Below are 17,415 nucleotides of genomic sequence, written 5' to 3'. Positions count from 1 at the left end.
GACGGGGACCTCATCAAGCCCGACATCGCCGCCCCCGGCATGGACATCGTGGCGGGCGTCTCCCCGGCCGGGCACCACGGCAATCTCTTCGACGGCGAGAGCGGCACGTCGATGTCGAGCCCGCACATCGCCGGCATCGCCGCGCTGCTGCGGGCCAAGCACCCGAAGTGGTCCCCGGCCGCGATCAAGTCCGCCCTGATGACCACGGCCGGCACGACCGACAACACCGGCGGCGCGATCCAGCGGGGCACCCGCGACGCCACCCCCTTCGACTACGGCTCCGGCCAGGTGCGCCCGGCCCGCGCCTTCGACCCCGGCCTCGTGTACGACGCGGGGGCGCAGGACTGGGCGCGGTACGCCTGCGGGCTCGGCCAGATGCAGCTGGTGAGCGACTGGTGCCCGATGGTCGGCACGATCGACCCCAGCGACCTGAACTACCCGTCGATCTCGATCGGCTCGCTGCCCGGCACCCAGACCGTCACGCGATCGGTCACCAACGTCACCGGCCTGCCCAGCGTGTACGTCGCCGAGGTCGCCGCCCCGCCCGGCACGACGGTCGAGGTCTCCCCGACGACGATCACGGTCCCGGCCGGCAGGACGGTCGAGTTCAAGGTCACCGTGCGGCGGACCGACGCGGCTTACGGCAAGTACACCTTCGGGTCCTTGACCTGGACGGACCTGCGCGGGCACGCCGTGCGCAGCCCGATCGCGGCGCGGCCGGTCGCGCTCTCGGGCCCCGGCGAGATCACGGGCACCGGCGCGAGCGGCCACGCCGCCATCGACCTTCTCGGCGGCTACGACGGACTGGTCACCGCCCACCCCTACGGCCTGGCCGCGTCGACGGTCTACACGTCGAAGCTGGTCGGCAGCACGGCCGCCTTCAGCTCCGCGCTCCCGGGGGTGTCCCCGGCCGTCTACGCCTTCGAGTTCACCGTGCCGCCGGCCACGAAGCTGGCCCGCCTGGCCACGTACGCGGCGGATCACGCGCCGGGGACCGACCTTGACCTGTACGTGTTCCAGAACGACAAGCTCGTCGGCCGCAGCGAGGGCACCACGGCGGACGAGGAGATCCCGCTGACGGGGGGTTCCGGGACCTATCAGGCGTACGTCGTCCAGTTCGCCCTCCCGCCGACGCTTGTCGATCAGCAGGTGAAGGCGCACCTGTTCCTCGCCGGCGCGCCCCTGACGGGCAACCTGTCGGTGACCCCGCGCCAGCGGCCGGTGACCGCCGATTCGCCGCTGCCCTTCGACGTCTCCTGGCAGTCCCTGGACCCGGCGAAGCGCTACCTGGGCATGATCGAGTTCGGCGACGGCACCGCGGCCCGGGCCTGGACCACCGTGGCCATCGGCCCGCAGCCCCCGACGGTTCCCTAGGGGCGGGTACCCCACGCCGAGACCATCGGGGCGGTGGCGATGTCGAGCCGCCCCGCGTCCAGCGCCGCGAGGTGGGCGTCGACCTCCGCGTCGGTGGCCCGCCCCGAGCCCGTCAGCCGCGCCCGCAGCTGCTCGATCGTCGCCCGCTCCAGCCGCGCGCTGACCGCCCCGCCGAACGGGAAGGACGACTCGGCGGCGACGTCCACGAGACCGGCGGCCCGCAGCACGCGGGGCAGCGTCCGCCCGTACGCCAGGTCCACCCCACGCTCCGCCATCAGCGAGCGGAAGGCGTGCCGCAGCCGGTTCGCCCGCCGCTCGTCCTCGCCCGCCTCGTCCGGGCAGGCCAGCGGCTGCAGCGCCGGGTCGGCCTCCTCCAGCAGCAGGCGCCCGCCCGGGCGCAGGGCCGCGACCAGCGCCGACAGGGCGGCGGCGCGCTGCGGCACGTGTACCAGGACCAGCCGGGCGTGGATCAGGTCGAAGCCGTCGCCCGGTGGCGGCTCGGCGCCGACGTCGTGCTGGCGCACCTCGTAGCCGGCGCCGGCGGGCAGCCAGGACACGTCGATGTCGGTGGCCAGCACGCGGCCGGTCGGGCCGACCCGGGCGGCCAGCCAGGCCGGGACGCTCGGGCCGCCGGCGCCCACCTCCCAGCACCGCCAGCCGGGGGCGACGCCCAGGGCGGCCAGGCGGAGCAACGTGCCGGGGTCGAAGAGCTCGGCCAGCGCACCGAAGCGCCGGCCGGCCTCGGCCTGGGCGTTGGCCAGCAGGTAGCCGCCGTCGCCGGCAGCTTCCAGCACCTCGTCGATGCCGTTCGGGTCGTCGTAGGCGTGTGCGAAGCCGTGCCGCTCGTAGAGGCGCCGGGCGCGGCTGCCGCCGATGACGGTCAAGCGGAAGGGCCGGGCGTCGCGGTGTGCGGCCATCACCTGGCGCAGGACCTCGCCGCCCACGCCGGTGCCGTGCAGCGCCGGGTCCAGGTAGAAGTGCTCAATCCACTGCGCGTCGGGCTCGGGGCGCACGGCGATGCAGCCCATCGCCTCGCCGTCGAGCTCGATGACGTCCGTGTTGGCCGGGACGTACTGCTCCAGGAAACGCTGCCTCGCCCGGTCGGGGTCCCAGCGGCCGATGCGCTCGAGATCGGGCCGCATCGCGAGGGCCTTGAGCCCGGCCAGGCGAGGGGCGTCGTCCGGCGTGGCCGGGCGCAGTTTCCACGGGGCCGCCATGATGCGAGCCTACGTTGACCCCAACCATCTGTGGTCGGGCAGGCGTTTGAGGGGATATGGACGAGGATCGGTATCCGGGCTTCCGGGACTTCGTGTCCGGGCGCGGGCCGGCGCTGTCGCGGGCGGCGTACCTGCTGACCGGGGACCACCATGCCGCCGAGGACCTGGTGCAGACCGCGCTGTCACGGGTGCTGCGGCACTGGGGGCGGGCGCGGGACGGGGATCCGGAGGCGTACGTCCGGCGGACCATGTACCACCTGCAGATGTCGTGGTGGCGGCGCCGGCGGGTACCGGAGCAGCTGGCCGCGGCGCCGCCCGAGCGGGCCGGCCTCGATCCGTACGTCGGCACCGTGCTGCGGATGACGCTGGACCGGGCGCTGGCCGTGCTGACCCCGCGCCAGCGCGCGGTGCTGGTGCTGCGGTTCTACGAGGACCTGACCGAGGTACAGGCGGCGCAGGTCCTCGGTTGTTCGGTGGGATCGGTGAAGCGGTACGCGCACGACGGGCTCGCCCGGCTCCGGGCCGCGGCCCCACACCTCGTCGATGACGCGGAGCGAGTCGGGGGAGGCTGGCGATGACGGCCCGGCTGCGTGAGGAGATGCGCGCGAGCGCCGAGGGCGTCACGCCGTACGAGCTCTACGCCGGCGCGCTGGCCAAGGCGCGGCGGCACCGGCGGCGGCAGTGGGTCGCGGCGGCGACGGCGGCCGCGATCCTGGCGCTGCTCGCCATCGTCGCCCCGCCCCTGACCCGGCCGGCGCCGGCCCCGGTGGCCCCTGTCGACCCGTCCGTCCCCCCGACGCCGTCGCTGCCGGCCAAGATCGGCGCGCCGCTGTGGGGCACGCCGGACGTGACCGACGAGCCGATCGGCCCGGCGAGCGTGGCCTTCGGCTCGGGCCTGTGGTGGTGGGGCGAGAGCAAGGGCGTCACCGCGCTGGTCGGTGCGAGCACGGATGCGTACGGCACCGTGCAGAACCGCGACGTCCTGCGCGCGGGCGAGCACGTCCTGCTGTCCCCGGACGGCGCGCTGGTGGCCACCGAGAACCGGGTGATCGACCTGCGCACCGGCAAGGACACCACGCTGCCCGACCTCGGCGCCACCCCGCGCATTCCGCAGGCCTGGTCCGCCGACGGGCGCTACCTGGCGGTGGTCGCCTACAAGGTGATGTGGGTCACGGAGCCCAACGGGGGGCAGACGTACGGGGCGGCCGAGGCCACCCTGCACCTGGTCGAGGTCGCGACCGGCCAGCACCGCAAGATCGCCGACCTCCCGACGAGGGGCAACCACGACGGCTGGACGGCGGCGTTCGCGCCGGCGGGCGGCGCGCGCCTGGCCTACCAGTCGGGCACGCAGATCTCGGTCGTGTCGCTCGACGGCACCCTGCTGTCCCGCTTCGACATGGACCTCGGCGTCCGCCTGGCCGGCAAGGGCGCGTGGACCCGCGACGGCGAGGGCCTCATGCTGCTGCGCCAGCGCCGCTGCTGCGCCAAGGACGCCTACCAGTCCCGCTGGCAGCTCTTCGCGGTGGACGCGGCCACCGGCCGGGACCGGGCCGAGCCGGCCGTGCCCGAGCTGGCGGGGCTGGTCGCCGTACGCCTGCTGGGTTGGACGAACTCCGGCGAGCCGGTCATCACCGCCGCCTATCCCGAGCCGGGCATCGCCGTCGTCGGCTTCGACACCGACGACCGGGCGCTGTCCATCTCCGGCAACCACCTGGCCGACTACGCGTTCGTCCGCTCGGCCCGCGTGGTGGCCCTGGCCGCGGACGGCACGCAGCGCGTCCTGGTCCGCGGCCCGGACGAGGATGTGCTGTCCATCGACGTGTCCGAGGCCGCCATCGCGAGCGGCCTGACGCGGCCGGGCCGCGCGCCGACGGGGCTCGGGCCGTACCTGCGCCGCGCCCTGGTCGCCCTCGCCGTCGGGGCCGTCCTGGTGCTCACCGCCGTGATCCTGCTGGTCATACATATAGGCGGCCGGCGGCGACGACGACCGCGCTACCCGATATCTCGACCCTATCCACCGCCCCGTTGACGACGGTGGCGGTGGCGCGGATGGTCGACGGGCGCCCCATCTCCACGCCCTGGTGGACGGTGATGGTGGCGCCCTGCGGGATGCGGCCGTGGCGGCCCAGGTGCAGGGCGAGCGGGCCGGCCGCGGAGCCGGTGCCGGCGTCCTCGACCACGCCGTAGGCCGGCGAGAACATGCGGGCCCGCCACACCAGCGGGTCGCCGGTCGGGGCGAAGCAGTTCGCGGCCAGGTCCTCGTGGGCCGCCAGGGCGCGATGGTCGACCTGCAGGGCGGAGAGGTCGGCCACGGTGGGGAGGCCCACGAAGGCGTGGCGGGGGCCGTTGCGGTACACCTCGACCGGAAGCGTCGACGAGGACAGCCCGAGGGCGTCCAGCAGCTCCGCGGCCCGGTCGTAGGGCTGCCACACCGGGATCGGCTGGCGCATCCGGGCGGTCGTGACCCGGCCGCCCGGCGGGCCGGCGAACTCGAACGGCACCACGCCCATGCCGGTCTCCATGCGCAGCTCGCGGCCGCGCACGCCCGGGTGGGCGGTGGTGGCGAGGACCGCGGCGGTGCCGAAGGTGGGGTGGCCGGCGAACGGCAGCTCGCCGACCGGGGTGAAGATCCGCACCCGCACGTCGCCGCCCGCCGTGGGCGGGAGGACGAAGGTGGTCTCGGACAGGTTCATCTCGCGCGCGATGCGCTGCATGCATGCGGAGGACATGCCGGTGGCGTCGGGAACGACCGCGAGCGGGTTGCCCTCCAGGGCCGTGTCGGTGAAGACGTCGGCGATCACGTAGCCGTACACGGCGCCAGGCTAGGCCCGCGGCCGGGCGTCCCGGAACTGCTCGATCGAGTAGGCGAAGAACTCGGCCAGCGGCTCGACGATCCGCGCCGGGGCCCGGTTGAGGCCGTCGTGGCCGCTGCGGGGGACGGCGAGCACCCGAGCGCGCGGGATGGCCCCCGCCAGGGCGTTGTTGAGCCCGGCATAGTACGGCGGACCGCCCGCGCCGTACGCCAGCAGCACCTCGGCGGTGATGCCGGACCACGCCTCGGCCGGTGCGTCGTGCAGCCGGATCTGCTGGGACTCGTCCAGGGTCATCCTCAGCAGCTGGCCCATCATCCGGCCGATCGAGGTGCGCAGGAAGGCGCGGCAGATCGCCACCTGCGCCCCGAGCGGCAGCCGGGACGCCGCCGACTGGGTGTTGATGCCGCCCGCGGTGAGGGCCATGGCCAGGGCGACCTCGCCCCGGGCCGCGGCCTCCCGCGCGGCGTCCAGCCACTGCGCCGGGAACCCGCCGGCGACGCCGACCGCGGCGTCGTAGACCGCCAGCCGCTCGATCGGGAGGCCGCGCCGGGCCGCGTCCAGCGCGATGTAACCGCCGGAGCTGTGGCCGATGACGTTGCGCGCGCCGGTGTGCTCGAGGATCGCGCCGAGGTCGGCGAGGTCCTGCTCGAACGTGTAGGGCTCCTGGCGGGGGCCGGCGTCCTCGCGCCCCCGGCGGTTGTAGAGGTGCACGGTGAACCGGTCGGCGAGCCTGTGCGCCAGCCGCTTGTAGATGCCGATGGTGACCCCGCCGCCGTGGACCACGACGATGCCGGGCCCGGCGCCGAACGTGTGCAGCGCGATCGTCGCGCCGTCGGGGGCCGGGATGCGCTCGACTGCCTCGCTCATGACTGCTCCCATCGCGTCACGATAACTGCGAACGACGTTAGCAGTTTAGCAGGGTTACTCGATGCCGGACAGCTCCCAGCGGTGGCTCAGCGGCTCGCGCACGACCCGGCAGACGAAGGACCGGCCGCCGGCCGTGCCGCGGACCAGGAAGGTGTCGTCGTCCGGGCGTTCGGTGGAGGCGATGGCGACCGGGCCGGCGTTGCGGTCGCGGGCCGCGGCCGAGCACTGGTCGCGGGCGGCCCGGGTATCGCTGCGCGAGGTCCAGAAGACCGCCAGCCCCGCCACCGCCGCCAGCGCGACGACGACCACCACGGCCTGCCGCACGGAGAACTTCGCATCGATCACGATCGGCAGGGTAGCGCGTCAGCCGGCACCGCAGCGGTCCCTGGCGAAGGCCTCGCGGGTCATGAGCTTGCTGTGGTCGTGGTCCTCGGGGACCAGGACCTGGCCGTCCGGCACCTTCGTCAGGTCGTCGACGGTGAAGAGGACCGTCGGGGCGCTGGAGCCCTCCGGGCCCGGGTCGGAGGAGTCGAGGGCGTAGCGGTGGCCCGGCTCGAACGCGGTCAGCGGGATCACCTCGAAGCTGCCCGGCTGGCCCTCGTCGACCGTGTGCCGGACCGTGGTGAGCCGCCAGCCGGGGCGCACGGCGCCCAGCAGCTCCACGTCCACGCTCCGCGCCCGGTCCGGCGGGGCCACCGTGACCGACCAGGTCAGGAGCGTGTTGGTGTAGTCGTCCTTGTCGTTTCGGTACACCTCGACGTCCACCGTCGAGCGGCCGCACACCGCCACGAAGGCCGTCGGCTTGCCGTCCACTACCGCGAGCGCCGCGAACTGGATCGGGTCCGGGCCCAGGTAGCAGCCGGACAGGCCCGAGAGGCCCAGCACCGCGACGATCGTCAGCGCCCCCGCGCGCAAACGAGTCATAGCCACCACTGTCGATCGGCGGGGTCAAGGCGCGATCACGGCGGTGTCACATCCTGGGCGGCGGCGGTGCTGTTTCGGCGCATGGATACGACGCGCTCACCGGCATACTGGCGGCGTGATCGAAGTCCTCGAGTACGACCCCGCCTGGGCCGCCCTCGCCGCCCGGGAGATCGACGAGGTGAGGGCCGCGCTGGCCGGCCGGATCGCGGACGTCGAGCACGTCGGCAGCACCGCCGTCCCCGGCCTGGCCGCCAAGCCGGTCATCGACCTGATGGCGGCGGCGGACGACCTCGACGCCGTGGCGCGCGACGAGGACGTTCTGGGCTCCATGGGGTACCGCCGGATCGAGACCGGCATGACCGGACGCCTCTTCTACCGCCGCGAGGGCGCACCCGTCGCCTACCACCTGCACGTGGTCGCCGCGCCGACGTGGGCGACCCGCAACGAGCGGCTGCTGCGCGACCACCTGCTGGCCACCCCGGCGGATCGCGATGCCTACGGCCGCCTGAAGCGCGAGCTGGCCGGTGCGACCGGGGACGGCCTGGAGTACACCCGCGGCAAGACCGGACTCATCCAGCGCATGGTCGACGAGGCCCGCGCCGCCCGCGGCCTGCCGCTGGTCGACGTCTGGGAGGACTAGGAGCGGGTTGCATGGAGGCGATCCCGGACTGGTTCTGGTCCGCGCTGGCGGCCGCGCGGCCGTCGCTCGCCGCGCTGGAGGCGTGGCTCGAGGCGCAGCCGCGGGAGGTCGTGGAGCGGTTCGCCGCCGCCTACGACGCGGCGGCGGGTGAACTGGTCGACGACTACTCGGACGGCGTCGAGGTGGACGGCATCGTGTGGTCCGAGGACAGCGCCGAGGACCTGTGCGCGTGGGTGGTCGGCCAGGGGCGCGACTTCTGGGGGCGGGTCGTCGACGGCACGTGGTCGCTGGCCGAGGTCGCCGACGCCTACCTCGACCGGCCCTCGCCGCTGGGCGCGGCGGCGGTCCGGTGGGACACGGCCGTGTCCCATCCGGACCATCGCGGCTACCAGGCGCCGTGGGCGATCGCGTACGGCGTCTACCGGACCCGCTTCGGCGAGGAGCTCACCGAAGCGTGACCAGACGCTGTTTCAGCTCTACACATCCGAGCGCACGACCTGGTAACCGGCGAGTGGGCCGGCGCAGACGGCGTACAGGCTGGTGGTGTGCGCGACGCTGTCGGTGTTGCGCAGGGCGGTCATCCACACGGACTGGCTGTCGGCCGTGCCGGGCGCTGACTCCTGGATGCGGGTCTTGAAGTCGGCACTGCCCGAGCCGACGACTGCCGCACCGCCGCTGAGTACCACCGAGCCGACCGGACACCGCGCGGTGTCGCGGACGAAGCCGCCGGCGGCCACGGTGACGTCCTTGTGAACGACCTGATAGCCCGCCGGGGCGTTGGAGCAGACGGCGAACAGTCTGATCGCATGGGCGACGGTGTCGTTGTTGCGCAGGGCGGTCAGCCAAAGGGACTGACCGCCGGTCGCGCCCGGTGCGGACTCCTGGACGATGCGATCGGCGGCGGCCGGTTGGTTGGAGCTGTAGGGGCTGTCGGTGGCACCACCGCCGAGCGCCACCGTTCCCACCGGACACGTTGCGATGTCACGAAGAAACCCACCCGCGGCCACGGTGACGTCCTTGGAGGCGACCTGGTAGCCGGCGATGCTGTTGACGCAAACGCTGAACAGGCCGATCTGGTGGGCGACGCCGTCGGTGTTGCGGATCGTGGTCGCCCACAAGCCGGCCACCGTGCCCGTGGTGTAGTCGAAGTGCGCTCTTGCCTCGGACCCCTCAATGCGGGTGTTGAAGTCGCCGGTGCCCTCACCGACCACCGCGGCGCCACCGCCGGTCACCTGCTGGCCCGCCGCGCACCAGCGCCCGCCGTTGGTGATCCCGCCCGAGGCCATGGCCTGGGCCGGCGCCGCGGGTAGGAGCGCCGCGAGGGCGGCCCCACCCGCGAGCGCGAGCGCGACCCGGCCGGCCTTGCGAGGTGACAAGGTGAATCGTCCGCGCCCGTCCGGGGGCACGACTGAGGACATGGTGCGTGCGTGAAGCTCTGACATGTGGCTTCCTCTGCTCGTGGCCGCTACGGCCAGCCGGCGTCGCTGACCGTCGGGTGGACCGACGTCATCAGCGGATCGCGGCCGCAGCGCAGAAGGTAGCCACTGCGGTCGCCCGGCTCACGGGAAAGTCAACCTTCGGTCAGCCACTCCACGCTGCCCCGGTCAGCGGTTGCGGCGAAGGATGCGCGAGTACCCGGCGCGGAGTATGCGGCGACCGGGCCAGGCCAGCAGGATGACGACGACGACGGCGGCGAGCAGCCACGGCATCGCCCATGTCGAGGCGCTCTGGCGCTGGTGCGGGGTGGCCAGCGGTACCACGCCGGGCGGGTTCACCCCGTCGAGGTCCATCCGGGCCGATACCCGGCCGGCCGGGAACGCGCCGCCGATCGTGACGGTGGCCGTGAAGGATTCGTTGGGCAGCAGCGGCGGTATCGGCAGCGGCTGGGACTTCGCCATCCGGGCCCCGAACGGGGCGAGCAACGAGATGGTCCCGGTGCCGGCGAGCCGTATGTTGCCGCCGTTGTGCACGGTGTACGTGACCGTGGCATCCCGGTTGTGGAACGGGTACATGGCCGCGCCGTAGTCGACCGTCAGCTTGGTGATGGACAGCGTGGGGTTCAATGTGCCGTTGACGCGTACGTAGACGCGCGTGCCCACGCGCTGGTCGACGGCGAGGCGGGTGGTGCCGTCGGCCGAGCCGGGAACCTGGCGGCTGGCGACGATGCCGGCCGCGTGATCTCCGGGCGTGGCGTCCTTGGGCAGCACCATGCGGAACGGCATTTGAACCGTGGTGCGCGGGGCGATGGTGACGGTGGGCGACTCGAAGCTGATCCAGCTGCCCAGGTCGACGGGGCGCTGGTCGGCCGTCAGCAACGTGAAACTGCCCTCCGGCGTGGTGAACGCATCGGTGGCGTAGACGGCGAGCGTCAGTTCCTCGTTGCCGAGGTTGCTGATGGCGACCCGGTCGGTGATCTCGGTTTCCGGCGGGAGCGTGTAGTCGATGGTGGAGCGGGCCTCGCCACTGGCGGAGGGGGCAGGGCCGACGGCCCATTGAATGGTGTCCTGCGTGGGCGCGGCCGCGGCCGGTATGGCGGGCCATACGTTGGACAGGGCCAGAAGGAGGCCGACCGCGACCATCGCACGGCCGGATCGGATGCGGGGACGGGCAAGCTCGGTCACGGTCGCTCCTGTCACGCAAGGCGCCGGGCGTCAGGGTGGCTGGGCACCACGCTGACGCCCGGCGGGCGGGATCGTCGGGTCAGATGAGCGTCAGGGTCAGCACGCCGGTGTAGGTCCCCAGCGCCGCGTTGTAGGGCACGCCCAGGTTCAGGGTGGCCCCGCAGTCGAACGTCCCGGTGCTCGCACCGGCCGCCGACGAGCACAGCGTCTGCGGCGTGGACAGGCCGGAGCCGGGCACCTTCGCCTGCCCCGCCGTGACCACCGAGTCGCTCGTGGTGCGCACCAGGTTCATGCCGCCCGGCACCAGGCCGGCCGTCGGTGCCCAGCCGAGGTTCGCCGCGGCGATGGTCTGGTTCCCCGCCGGCGACCGGAAGTCACTGACCTGCCCGGTCACGTTCCAGCCGGCGTTGGTACCCCGTGAGTCGACCACGGTGACGTGGCCCAGGGGACCCGTCACCACCTGGTCCTGGCCGTTGAGTGCGACGGTGGGAAGCACCACCGGCGACGTGTTCGCGACGGCGAGGCTGAGCGGACCACCGGCCACCGTGGCCGTGATGGTCGTCTGGGCCGAGTTGTCGCCGTGCGTGAACGGCGCGAAGGTCTGCGAGTACTGGTACGGCTTCCAGGCGTACGACCGCGCGGAACCCTTCTGGTCCCGTTGCAGCGACCAGAACGAGAGGCCGTGGATGTTCTTCTGGATGGCCCAGTTGAGGACCTTCACGGCGTCCTGGGTGGTGAACGTCTCGCAGTCGCCGAAGTCGGACGGGCCCGGCATGACGATGACGCCGATCATGCCCCACAGCTGGGCCGGGGTCTTCTGCGGGTAGATCCCGTGGAGGATGTCGTAGGTCGCCTGGGTGGCCTTGAACGTCTCCGCGGCCATGTCGTGCGCGGGTCCGGTCTTCGCCTTGCACGCGTCCGAGACATCGTCGTAGTAGTTGAAGGTCATGAGGTGTACGGCATCGATGCGGGTGCCGTTGGTGACCGCGTTCTGCAGCAGGAACATGCTGCCGTTGTTCAGGCCGTTGGTGAAGGTCGGCTGGGTGTACACGAACTCGACCGTGCGGCCGGTGTCCCTCGCCCAGTCCTGCACGATCTTGATGGCCTTGTTGCGCCGGTCGATGCCCGGCCAGTTGGCGGGGTTGGCCAGCGACTCCTCTTCGATGTCCAGGTCGATGCGGGTGAAGTTGTACGCGGTGATGACCCGCTTGAACTCGTCCGCGATCGCGTTGACGTCCTGGCAGCTGTCGGCCAGCTCGGTGAGCGACCCGGAGGTGGCCGCGGAACCGCCGAAGGAGGGGTAGACGTCGCCGCCGGCGGCACGGATAGCCGCGATGCCGGCGGCGTAGGTCGCGCCGATCGGCGAGTCGGCGCGGCCGTTCCAGTAGACCGTGCAGTCCCCGTGCTTCAGGGTCTGCAGGAAGGCCAGGGTCAGGTACTTGGCGCCGGAGTCCTGGCTGGCCTGGTACAGCGTGTCGGTGGGGGAGTTGCTGTAGAAGTACGGGGCGAACACGTGCGGCGGGATCGGTGTGCCCGGCGCCGTCGCCGCCGCCTGGGCCGGCACGGCAAGGACGGTCGCTGTTGCGGCGCCGATCGTGCAAGCGAGCAGCGTGACCACGCCGAGCCCGCGTAACCGTTGTGACAGGGGTGTCTTCATAACGAGGCTACTCTCCGTTATTCGAAAGATTCCTTTCTATTGGGTCGAGAACTTAGCGCACCCGCGCCCGGCCGTCCAGAGCAAGCACTCGCTTGGTCCGCAGGGGCCCGGGCTGCCAGCTCATGCGCGCAACCTCTGTGGACAGGGACTTCGCCGCCGGCCTCGGTCTCAAGACGCAGTCATGAAAAACCGGCCGCCCTCGCTGTCGAGCGGCCGGTTTTGTCAAGATCGCTGTGAATTGGGCTGGTGCTACCAGGCGAGGTCCGCGCTGCCGTTGGCGGCCGTGCGCTCGGGGTACTCCGACAGTTCCAGCTTCTGCTTGGCGGCGGCCAGGCGCCGATCCCAGGTGTGCTGCCGGGCCAGTTCCACGCTGCCGATGACCACCGTGTGCTCCGCGTACTCCGACAGCTCCAGCTCGGGCACCCAGTACGTGCGGGCCTGTAGATGCCGCCTGAGGTGCTGCAACAGGACGTCGCCGGCATGGGCGATGCCGCCGCTGATGACGAGGGCGTCGGGGTTGAGCGCGAGGATGACCGGGCTGAGGGCGCGCGCGAGGATGCGTGTGGCGTGATCCAGCACGGCGACGGCCCGTTCGTCGCCGTCGGCCGCCGCGCTGAACACGTCCATCGCGGTGGGTTCGCGGTCCGGCCGCAGTCGCGTGGTGGGTACGCCGGCGAACTCGTCCCGGGCCAGGTTGATCACCCCTGTGCTGCCGATCTGGGCCTCCAGCGGACCACTGCCGTCCCGGTCGAAGGCCAGGTTGTCGGCGTCGTTGAAGCTGATCAGACCGAGCTCGCCGGCGGCGTTGTCCTTGCCGCGATGGAGCGTTCCGTTGATCACGATGCCGGCGCCGAGCCGCGCACCCCACTGGATCGCGATGATCGTGCGGCCGGGCAGCCGGCTCGCCGCCGCCACCGCCGCCAGGTTGGCGTCGTTCTCCAGGTGGACCCGGCAGCGGAACTCCTTCTCCAGATGGCTCGTGATGTTGAAGGTCTCCCATCCCCGCATGCTCGGGGCGAGCCGCAGCCGTCCGGCGACCGGGTCGACCACTCCCGGTGAGCCGACCACCACCTCGGCGATCTGCGCGCTGTCGAGGTTCGCGTCGCGCAGGCAGGTGTCGATGACCCGGCGCACCCCGGCCAGCACCGCCACCGCGTCGTGAGGCCCGGACACCGCCCGGGCCGACGCGGCGAGCGTGTTGCCGCCCAGGTCGCTCACCCGGGCCTTCACGGCGTGTGGCCCGACGTCGATGCCGAGCACCGGATCGACACCCGGACGCAGCTCGAAGACGGCGGCCGGCCGGCCCTGGCGGACCCCGTCCGGACTGTCCGTGGACTCGACGACGAGGCCACCTGACTTGAGTTCTTCGATGGCCTGCGCGACCGTCGGCCGAGTTAGTCGAGTGACGCTAATTATCTCGCTGATGCGCAGCGGGCGCCGTGCCTGGCGCACCGCGGCGAGGACCAGCGAGGTGTTGAACTGCCGCAGCACCGCGGTACCGGCGGGTATTTCGGCCACCAGCCCAGCCTGCCTTCCGTATGTATGTCCCGAATTGACGATACCCGGGCTGCTCAACGCGGGCATGTCCGCGGGTGGGCCCGCGGTTTGCGCCCCGGATCGACGCTCTTCGCGCACCCCTTGACGCGATCATGAGCGTGCCGGTAGGAATAGGAAAGAACGTTTCGTTTTTCTCGCACCCCCACTTTCAGCACCGGCGGTCCTTTGGATCGCGGGAGGGAAGAGTATGAGACCACCCAGCGTTCGCCGACCCGGCCGGCGGATGGGCAAGCTCGCCCGCACCGGCCTGATCGGCCTGTTGGCGGCGGGCACCGTCATCGCCGCCGCCGGCTCCGCCGTCGCGGAGCCCACCGGCTCCGGCGAGGCGGTGCCGGCGCCGACCAGCCCGATGGTGGGCGGGTACCTACTGCAGAGCGTGCCGAACTTCAGCTCCATCCAGATGGGGCTCGTGACCCACTTCTACTGGGCGTTCTCCACCATCAACAACGGAAAGTGCACCACCGCGTCCCAGGCCGGCATCGACGCCGTGAAGGCTCAGCGGCAGAAGCAGCCGAGCCTCAAGGTGATCCGCTCGCTCGGCGGCTGGGGCGCCCGCGGCTTCTCCGACGCGGCCGCCACCGACGCCAGCCGCAAGACGCTCGTCGCCTCGTGCATCGACGCCTTCATCGCCAACGGGGTGGCCGACGGCATCGACCTCGACTGGGAGTTTCCGGTCAGCGGCGGGCTGAACAACATCGGCTACCGCGCCGATGACCGGGAGAACATGAACCTCCTGGTCGACGAGTTCCGCACCCAGCTCAACGCCTACGCGGACGCGCAGGGCAAGAACCGCCGCGACTTCCTCGTCACCGCCGCGCTCCCGGCCGGCCGCTGGCAGGACTCCGGCGACAACGTGACCGGCGCGCCGTATGACGTGCTGAAGAGCTTCGACCTGGCGACCCTGGGCCGGACGCTCGACACCATCAACATCATGACCTACGACATGGGCACCGGCTACTCGCCGATCTCCATGTTCAACCAGCCGCTGTACAAGCACCCGCTGGACACCACCGGCGACCCCTACAACAGCATCGACGCGGCGGTGAAGCTCTACCGGGCACAGGGCGTGCCGGCCAACAAGCTCACCCTGGGCGCGGAGTTCACGCTCAGCCGCGGCTTCCAGACCGTCGATGACGTGAACAACGGTCTCTTCCGGAAGTGGACGGGCACCGGCTGCGGCACGGCCACGATGGCGAACGCGCTCAAACCGGGCACCACCGCCCTCGTCAACTGGGACCCGTACGCGCTGTCGCCGTACGTGTGGGACCCGGCGCAGAAGCGCTTCTGCAGCCAGGAGAACGCGCAGTCGCTCGGCATCCGGGCGCAGTACGCGAAGGACAACGGCCTCAACGGCATGTTCACCTGGGAGCTGACCGGCGACGCGCAGGGCAGCCAGCTGCGCGCCATCGCCCTGCCGTTCGAGCCGGAGAAGGTCGTGGCCGCGCCGGCCCCGACCGTCAAGGGTGCCTCGATCATGGCCGGGCAGGGCAAGGCGTTCAGTGGCGAGGTCGCCCGGGTCACCGGCAGCTCGGCCGCGTCGCTCACCGCCGAGATCAACTGGGGCGACAACACGCACAGCGCGGCGGTGGTGCTGCCGCTGGGCAACGGAGCCTTCTCGGTTACGGGCACCCACACGTACGCCAAGCCGGGCTCCTACGCGCTGACGGTCGCCACCATCGACCCCGACCCGATCAACAGCCGCATGGTCAACTCCGTGGCCAACGTGGGCAGCGTCGACCCGGGCCAGCAGACGATCATCACTGAGGTCACCGGCGGCGCGCTGAGCATGAGCGTGGCGGACAACGCGCCCATCAACCTGGGCCAGGTCCAGCTCAACGGCCAGGATCAGCTCGTCTCGGGTGTGCTCAAGTCGGTCACCGTCGTGGACCCGAGGGGTACCAACGCCGGGTGGAGCCTCACCGGCCAGGTGAGTGACTTCCGCGGTACCGGCTCGGCGACCATCCCGGCCGCCGACCTCGCCTGGGCGCCGACCGCGGCGGTCGTCCCGGGCTCGATGAACCTCGAACACAGCGCCACGACCACCCCGGCCGTGGTCGCCGGCCCGGCGCTGATCCCGGGCAAGGGCCTCTCGGCGGCGCACACGCTGTGCTCGGCCAACCAGGGCGCCAGCACCGGCCAGTTCACCTGCGGCGGCGCCCTGAACCTCGGAGTTCCGTTCGACACCCCCGTCGGCGCCTACACCGCGGTCCTCACCGTCACGCTGATCTAGCCTTACCCGCACGTGGAGGTGGGATGCGGCTGCCGCTGCATCCCACTTCCGCCTGGCTACGCTCTGGTGTCGGCCGTGCCGGCGTGGGTCAGGTTCTTCGGCACGACGATCCGCTCGTACGTCTCGTCGCTGACGCCGCGCCGCAGGGCCGCCTCCTTGAGCGGCAGGTCGTCGTCGATGGCGAGGTGCGCGATCTCGGAGGCCTTGTCGTAGCCGATGACCGGCGACAGGGCGGTGACCATCATGACCGAGCGTTCCACGTTGTGCCGTAGCTGGTCGCGGTTGAGCTGGACGCCTTCGACCAGGAACTCGCGGAAGTGGTCGGTGGCGTCGGCGAGGATGCGGATCGAGTGCAGGACGTTGCTGATGATGACGGGGCGGAAGGCGTTGAGCTCGAAGTTGCCCTCGTTGCCGCCGATGGCCACGGCGGTGTCCGACCCGAGCACCTGCACGCACACCATGAGCATCGCTTCGGCCTGGGTCGGGTTGACCTTGCCGGGCATGATCGAAGAGCCGGGCTCGTTGGCCGGCAGGATCAGCTCGTGCAGGCCGGCGCGCGGTCCGGAGCCGAGCCAGCGCATGTCGTTGGCGAACTTGAACAGTGCCGTGGCGACCCCGCGCAGCGCGGCCGACACGCGGACCAGCGGGTCCAGGGACGCCTGGGCGGCGAACTTGTTGGGTGCGGTGACGAACGGGCGGCCGGTCAGCTCCGCGACCACCTTGGCGGTGTCCTCGCCGAAGGTCGGTGGGGCGTTGAGGCCGGTGCCGACGGCGGTGCCGCCCATCGCCAGCCGGTACAGGCCCCGCGTGGTCGAGGCGAGGTGGTCGGCGGCGTCCTCGAGTTGGGCGGCGTAGCCGGACCACTCCTGGCCGACGGTGAGAGGGGTGGCGTCCTCCAGATGGGTCCGGCCGATCTTGACGACGTCCGTCCAGTCGCGGCTCTTGACCGCGGTGGCGTCGTGCAGCCGGCCGAGCGCCGGCAGCAGGTGCCGCTCGATCGCGGTCACGGCCGCGATGTGCATGGCGGTGGGGAACGTGTCGTTGGAGGACTGCCCCATGTTGACGTCGTCGTTGGGGTGCACCGGGGTCTTGGACCCCAGCTGCCCGCCGACGAGCTGGATCGCCCGGTTGGAGATCACCTCGTTGACGTTCATGTTGGACTGGGTGCCGGAGCCGGTCTGCCAGACGTACAGCGGGAACTCGCTGTCCAGCTTGCCGGCGATCACCTCGTCGGCCACCCGTGAGATCAGGTCGGCCTTCCACTCCGGCATCCGCGCGGCGCGGGCGTTGACGATCACTGCGGCCTTCTTGACGTAGCCGTAGGCGTGGTACACGGCCTTGGGCATGCGATCGTCGCCGATGTCGAAGTGCGTCAGCGACCGCTGGGTCTGTGCGCCCCAGTAGCGGTCGGCCGGGACGTCGACCGAGCCGAGCGAGTCGGTTTCGGTGCGGGTGCCGGTCGCGTCGATGCCGATCGGCAGATCGCGCACCTCGGGCGGGTTGTGTTTGGCCATG

At 71.9% G+C, this 17,415-nt stretch carries 16 protein-coding genes; 6 read left to right on the top strand and 10 right to left on the bottom strand.

Going from position 1 to position 17,415, the window contains the following annotated elements:
• The coding region (locus tag ABD352_RS03080) for a S8 family serine peptidase (protein ID WP_344610639.1) at window positions 1–1,374 on the top strand (1,374 nt) is incomplete at its 5' end.
• Here the strand turns inward: ABD352_RS03080 and ABD352_RS03075 are convergent.
• Window positions 1,371–2,591, bottom strand: coding sequence for a GNAT family N-acetyltransferase (locus tag ABD352_RS03075; protein WP_344610638.1), 1,221 nt, complete (start codon window positions 2,589–2,591; stop codon window positions 1,371–1,373). The genes ABD352_RS03080 and ABD352_RS03075 overlap by 4 nt on opposite strands.
• A 56-nt stretch (window positions 2,592–2,647) precedes the next feature.
• Here ABD352_RS03075 and ABD352_RS03070 point away from each other — a divergent pair, with 56 nt between their 5' ends.
• Window positions 2,648–3,169 carry a SigE family RNA polymerase sigma factor gene (locus tag ABD352_RS03070; protein WP_344610637.1) on the top strand — a complete coding sequence of 174 codons (522 nt, stop codon included), beginning with the start codon at window positions 2,648–2,650 and terminating at the stop codon, window positions 3,167–3,169.
• A complete protein-coding gene (locus ABD352_RS03065; protein ID WP_344610636.1) occupies window positions 3,166–4,620 on the top strand; it encodes a TolB family protein in 1,455 nt (484 codons plus the stop codon). Before ABD352_RS03070 ends, ABD352_RS03065 begins: the two co-directional genes overlap by 4 nt.
• Here ABD352_RS03065 and ABD352_RS03060 read toward each other — a convergent pair.
• Genes ABD352_RS03060 through ABD352_RS03045 form a run of 4 tightly spaced genes read right to left on the bottom strand, consistent with a single transcriptional unit; the run spans window position 4,547 to window position 7,195 of the window.
• On the bottom strand, window positions 4,547–5,404 hold the full coding sequence (locus ABD352_RS03060) for a PhzF family phenazine biosynthesis protein (RefSeq protein WP_344610635.1): 858 nt from the start codon (window positions 5,402–5,404) through the stop codon (window positions 4,547–4,549). The two genes, ABD352_RS03065 and ABD352_RS03060, sit on opposite strands and share 74 nt — an antisense overlap.
• 9 nt (window positions 5,405–5,413) lie before the next feature.
• Window positions 5,414–6,271 carry an alpha/beta fold hydrolase gene (locus ABD352_RS03055; RefSeq protein WP_344610634.1) on the bottom strand — a complete coding sequence of 286 codons (858 nt, stop codon included), beginning with the start codon at window positions 6,269–6,271 and terminating at the stop codon, window positions 5,414–5,416.
• Between the two features lie 54 nt (window positions 6,272–6,325).
• On the bottom strand, window positions 6,326–6,616 hold the full coding sequence (locus tag ABD352_RS03050) for a hypothetical protein (RefSeq protein ID WP_344610633.1): 291 nt from the start codon (window positions 6,614–6,616) through the stop codon (window positions 6,326–6,328).
• A gap of 18 nt (window positions 6,617–6,634) precedes the next feature.
• Window positions 6,635–7,195, bottom strand: a complete 561-nt coding sequence (locus tag ABD352_RS03045) for a hypothetical protein (protein ID WP_344610632.1) — start codon at window positions 7,193–7,195, stop codon at window positions 6,635–6,637.
• Between the two features lie 115 nt (window positions 7,196–7,310).
• Here ABD352_RS03045 and ABD352_RS03040 point away from each other — a divergent pair, with 115 nt between their 5' ends.
• Window positions 7,311–7,835: a GrpB family protein gene (locus tag ABD352_RS03040; RefSeq protein WP_344610631.1), complete on the top strand. Its 525-nt coding sequence runs from the start codon at window positions 7,311–7,313 to the stop codon at window positions 7,833–7,835.
• A gap of 11 nt (window positions 7,836–7,846) precedes the next feature.
• Window positions 7,847–8,293 (top strand): hypothetical protein, encoded by a 447-nt coding sequence (locus tag ABD352_RS03035; RefSeq protein ID WP_344610630.1) that lies wholly within the window; start codon window positions 7,847–7,849, stop codon window positions 8,291–8,293.
• A gap of 18 nt (window positions 8,294–8,311) precedes the next feature.
• On the opposite strand, the gene ABD352_RS03030 is transcribed toward ABD352_RS03035, so the two are convergent.
• The 4 genes from ABD352_RS03030 to ABD352_RS03015 form a co-directional block, all read right to left on the bottom strand.
• A complete protein-coding gene (locus ABD352_RS03030) occupies window positions 8,312–9,277 on the bottom strand; it encodes a hypothetical protein (protein ID WP_344610629.1) in 966 nt (321 codons plus the stop codon).
• A gap of 162 nt (window positions 9,278–9,439) precedes the next feature.
• Window positions 9,440–10,456 carry a WxL protein peptidoglycan domain-containing protein gene (locus ABD352_RS03025; protein WP_344610628.1) on the bottom strand — a complete coding sequence of 339 codons (1,017 nt, stop codon included), beginning with the start codon at window positions 10,454–10,456 and terminating at the stop codon, window positions 9,440–9,442.
• 79 nt (window positions 10,457–10,535) lie between these two features.
• Window positions 10,536–12,113, bottom strand: coding sequence for a glycosyl hydrolase family 18 protein (locus ABD352_RS03020; RefSeq protein ID WP_344610627.1), 1,578 nt, complete (start codon window positions 12,111–12,113; stop codon window positions 10,536–10,538).
• Window positions 12,114–12,362: 249 nt separating this feature from the next.
• Window positions 12,363–13,631 carry an ROK family protein gene (locus tag ABD352_RS03015; protein WP_344610626.1) on the bottom strand — a complete coding sequence of 423 codons (1,269 nt, stop codon included), beginning with the start codon at window positions 13,629–13,631 and terminating at the stop codon, window positions 12,363–12,365.
• 226 nt (window positions 13,632–13,857) lie between these two features.
• Between ABD352_RS03015 and ABD352_RS03010 the strand changes: the two genes are divergently transcribed.
• Window positions 13,858–15,900 (top strand): glycosyl hydrolase family 18 protein, encoded by a 2,043-nt coding sequence (locus ABD352_RS03010; protein ID WP_344610625.1) that lies wholly within the window; start codon window positions 13,858–13,860, stop codon window positions 15,898–15,900.
• A 56-nt stretch (window positions 15,901–15,956) separates the two neighbouring features.
• On the opposite strand, the gene ABD352_RS03005 is transcribed toward ABD352_RS03010, so the two are convergent.
• Window positions 15,957–17,414 (bottom strand): class II fumarate hydratase, encoded by a 1,458-nt coding sequence (locus tag ABD352_RS03005; protein ID WP_344610624.1) that lies wholly within the window; start codon window positions 17,412–17,414, stop codon window positions 15,957–15,959.
• Between the last annotated feature and the right edge of the window lies 1 nt (window position 17,415).

This window comes from Dactylosporangium salmoneum (genome assembly GCF_039532525.1).
Classification (GTDB): Bacteria; Actinomycetota; Actinomycetes; order Mycobacteriales; family Micromonosporaceae; genus Dactylosporangium; species Dactylosporangium salmoneum.
Note: the sequence above shows the minus strand (reverse complement) of the source record. Positions and strands in the feature narration are given on the sequence as shown.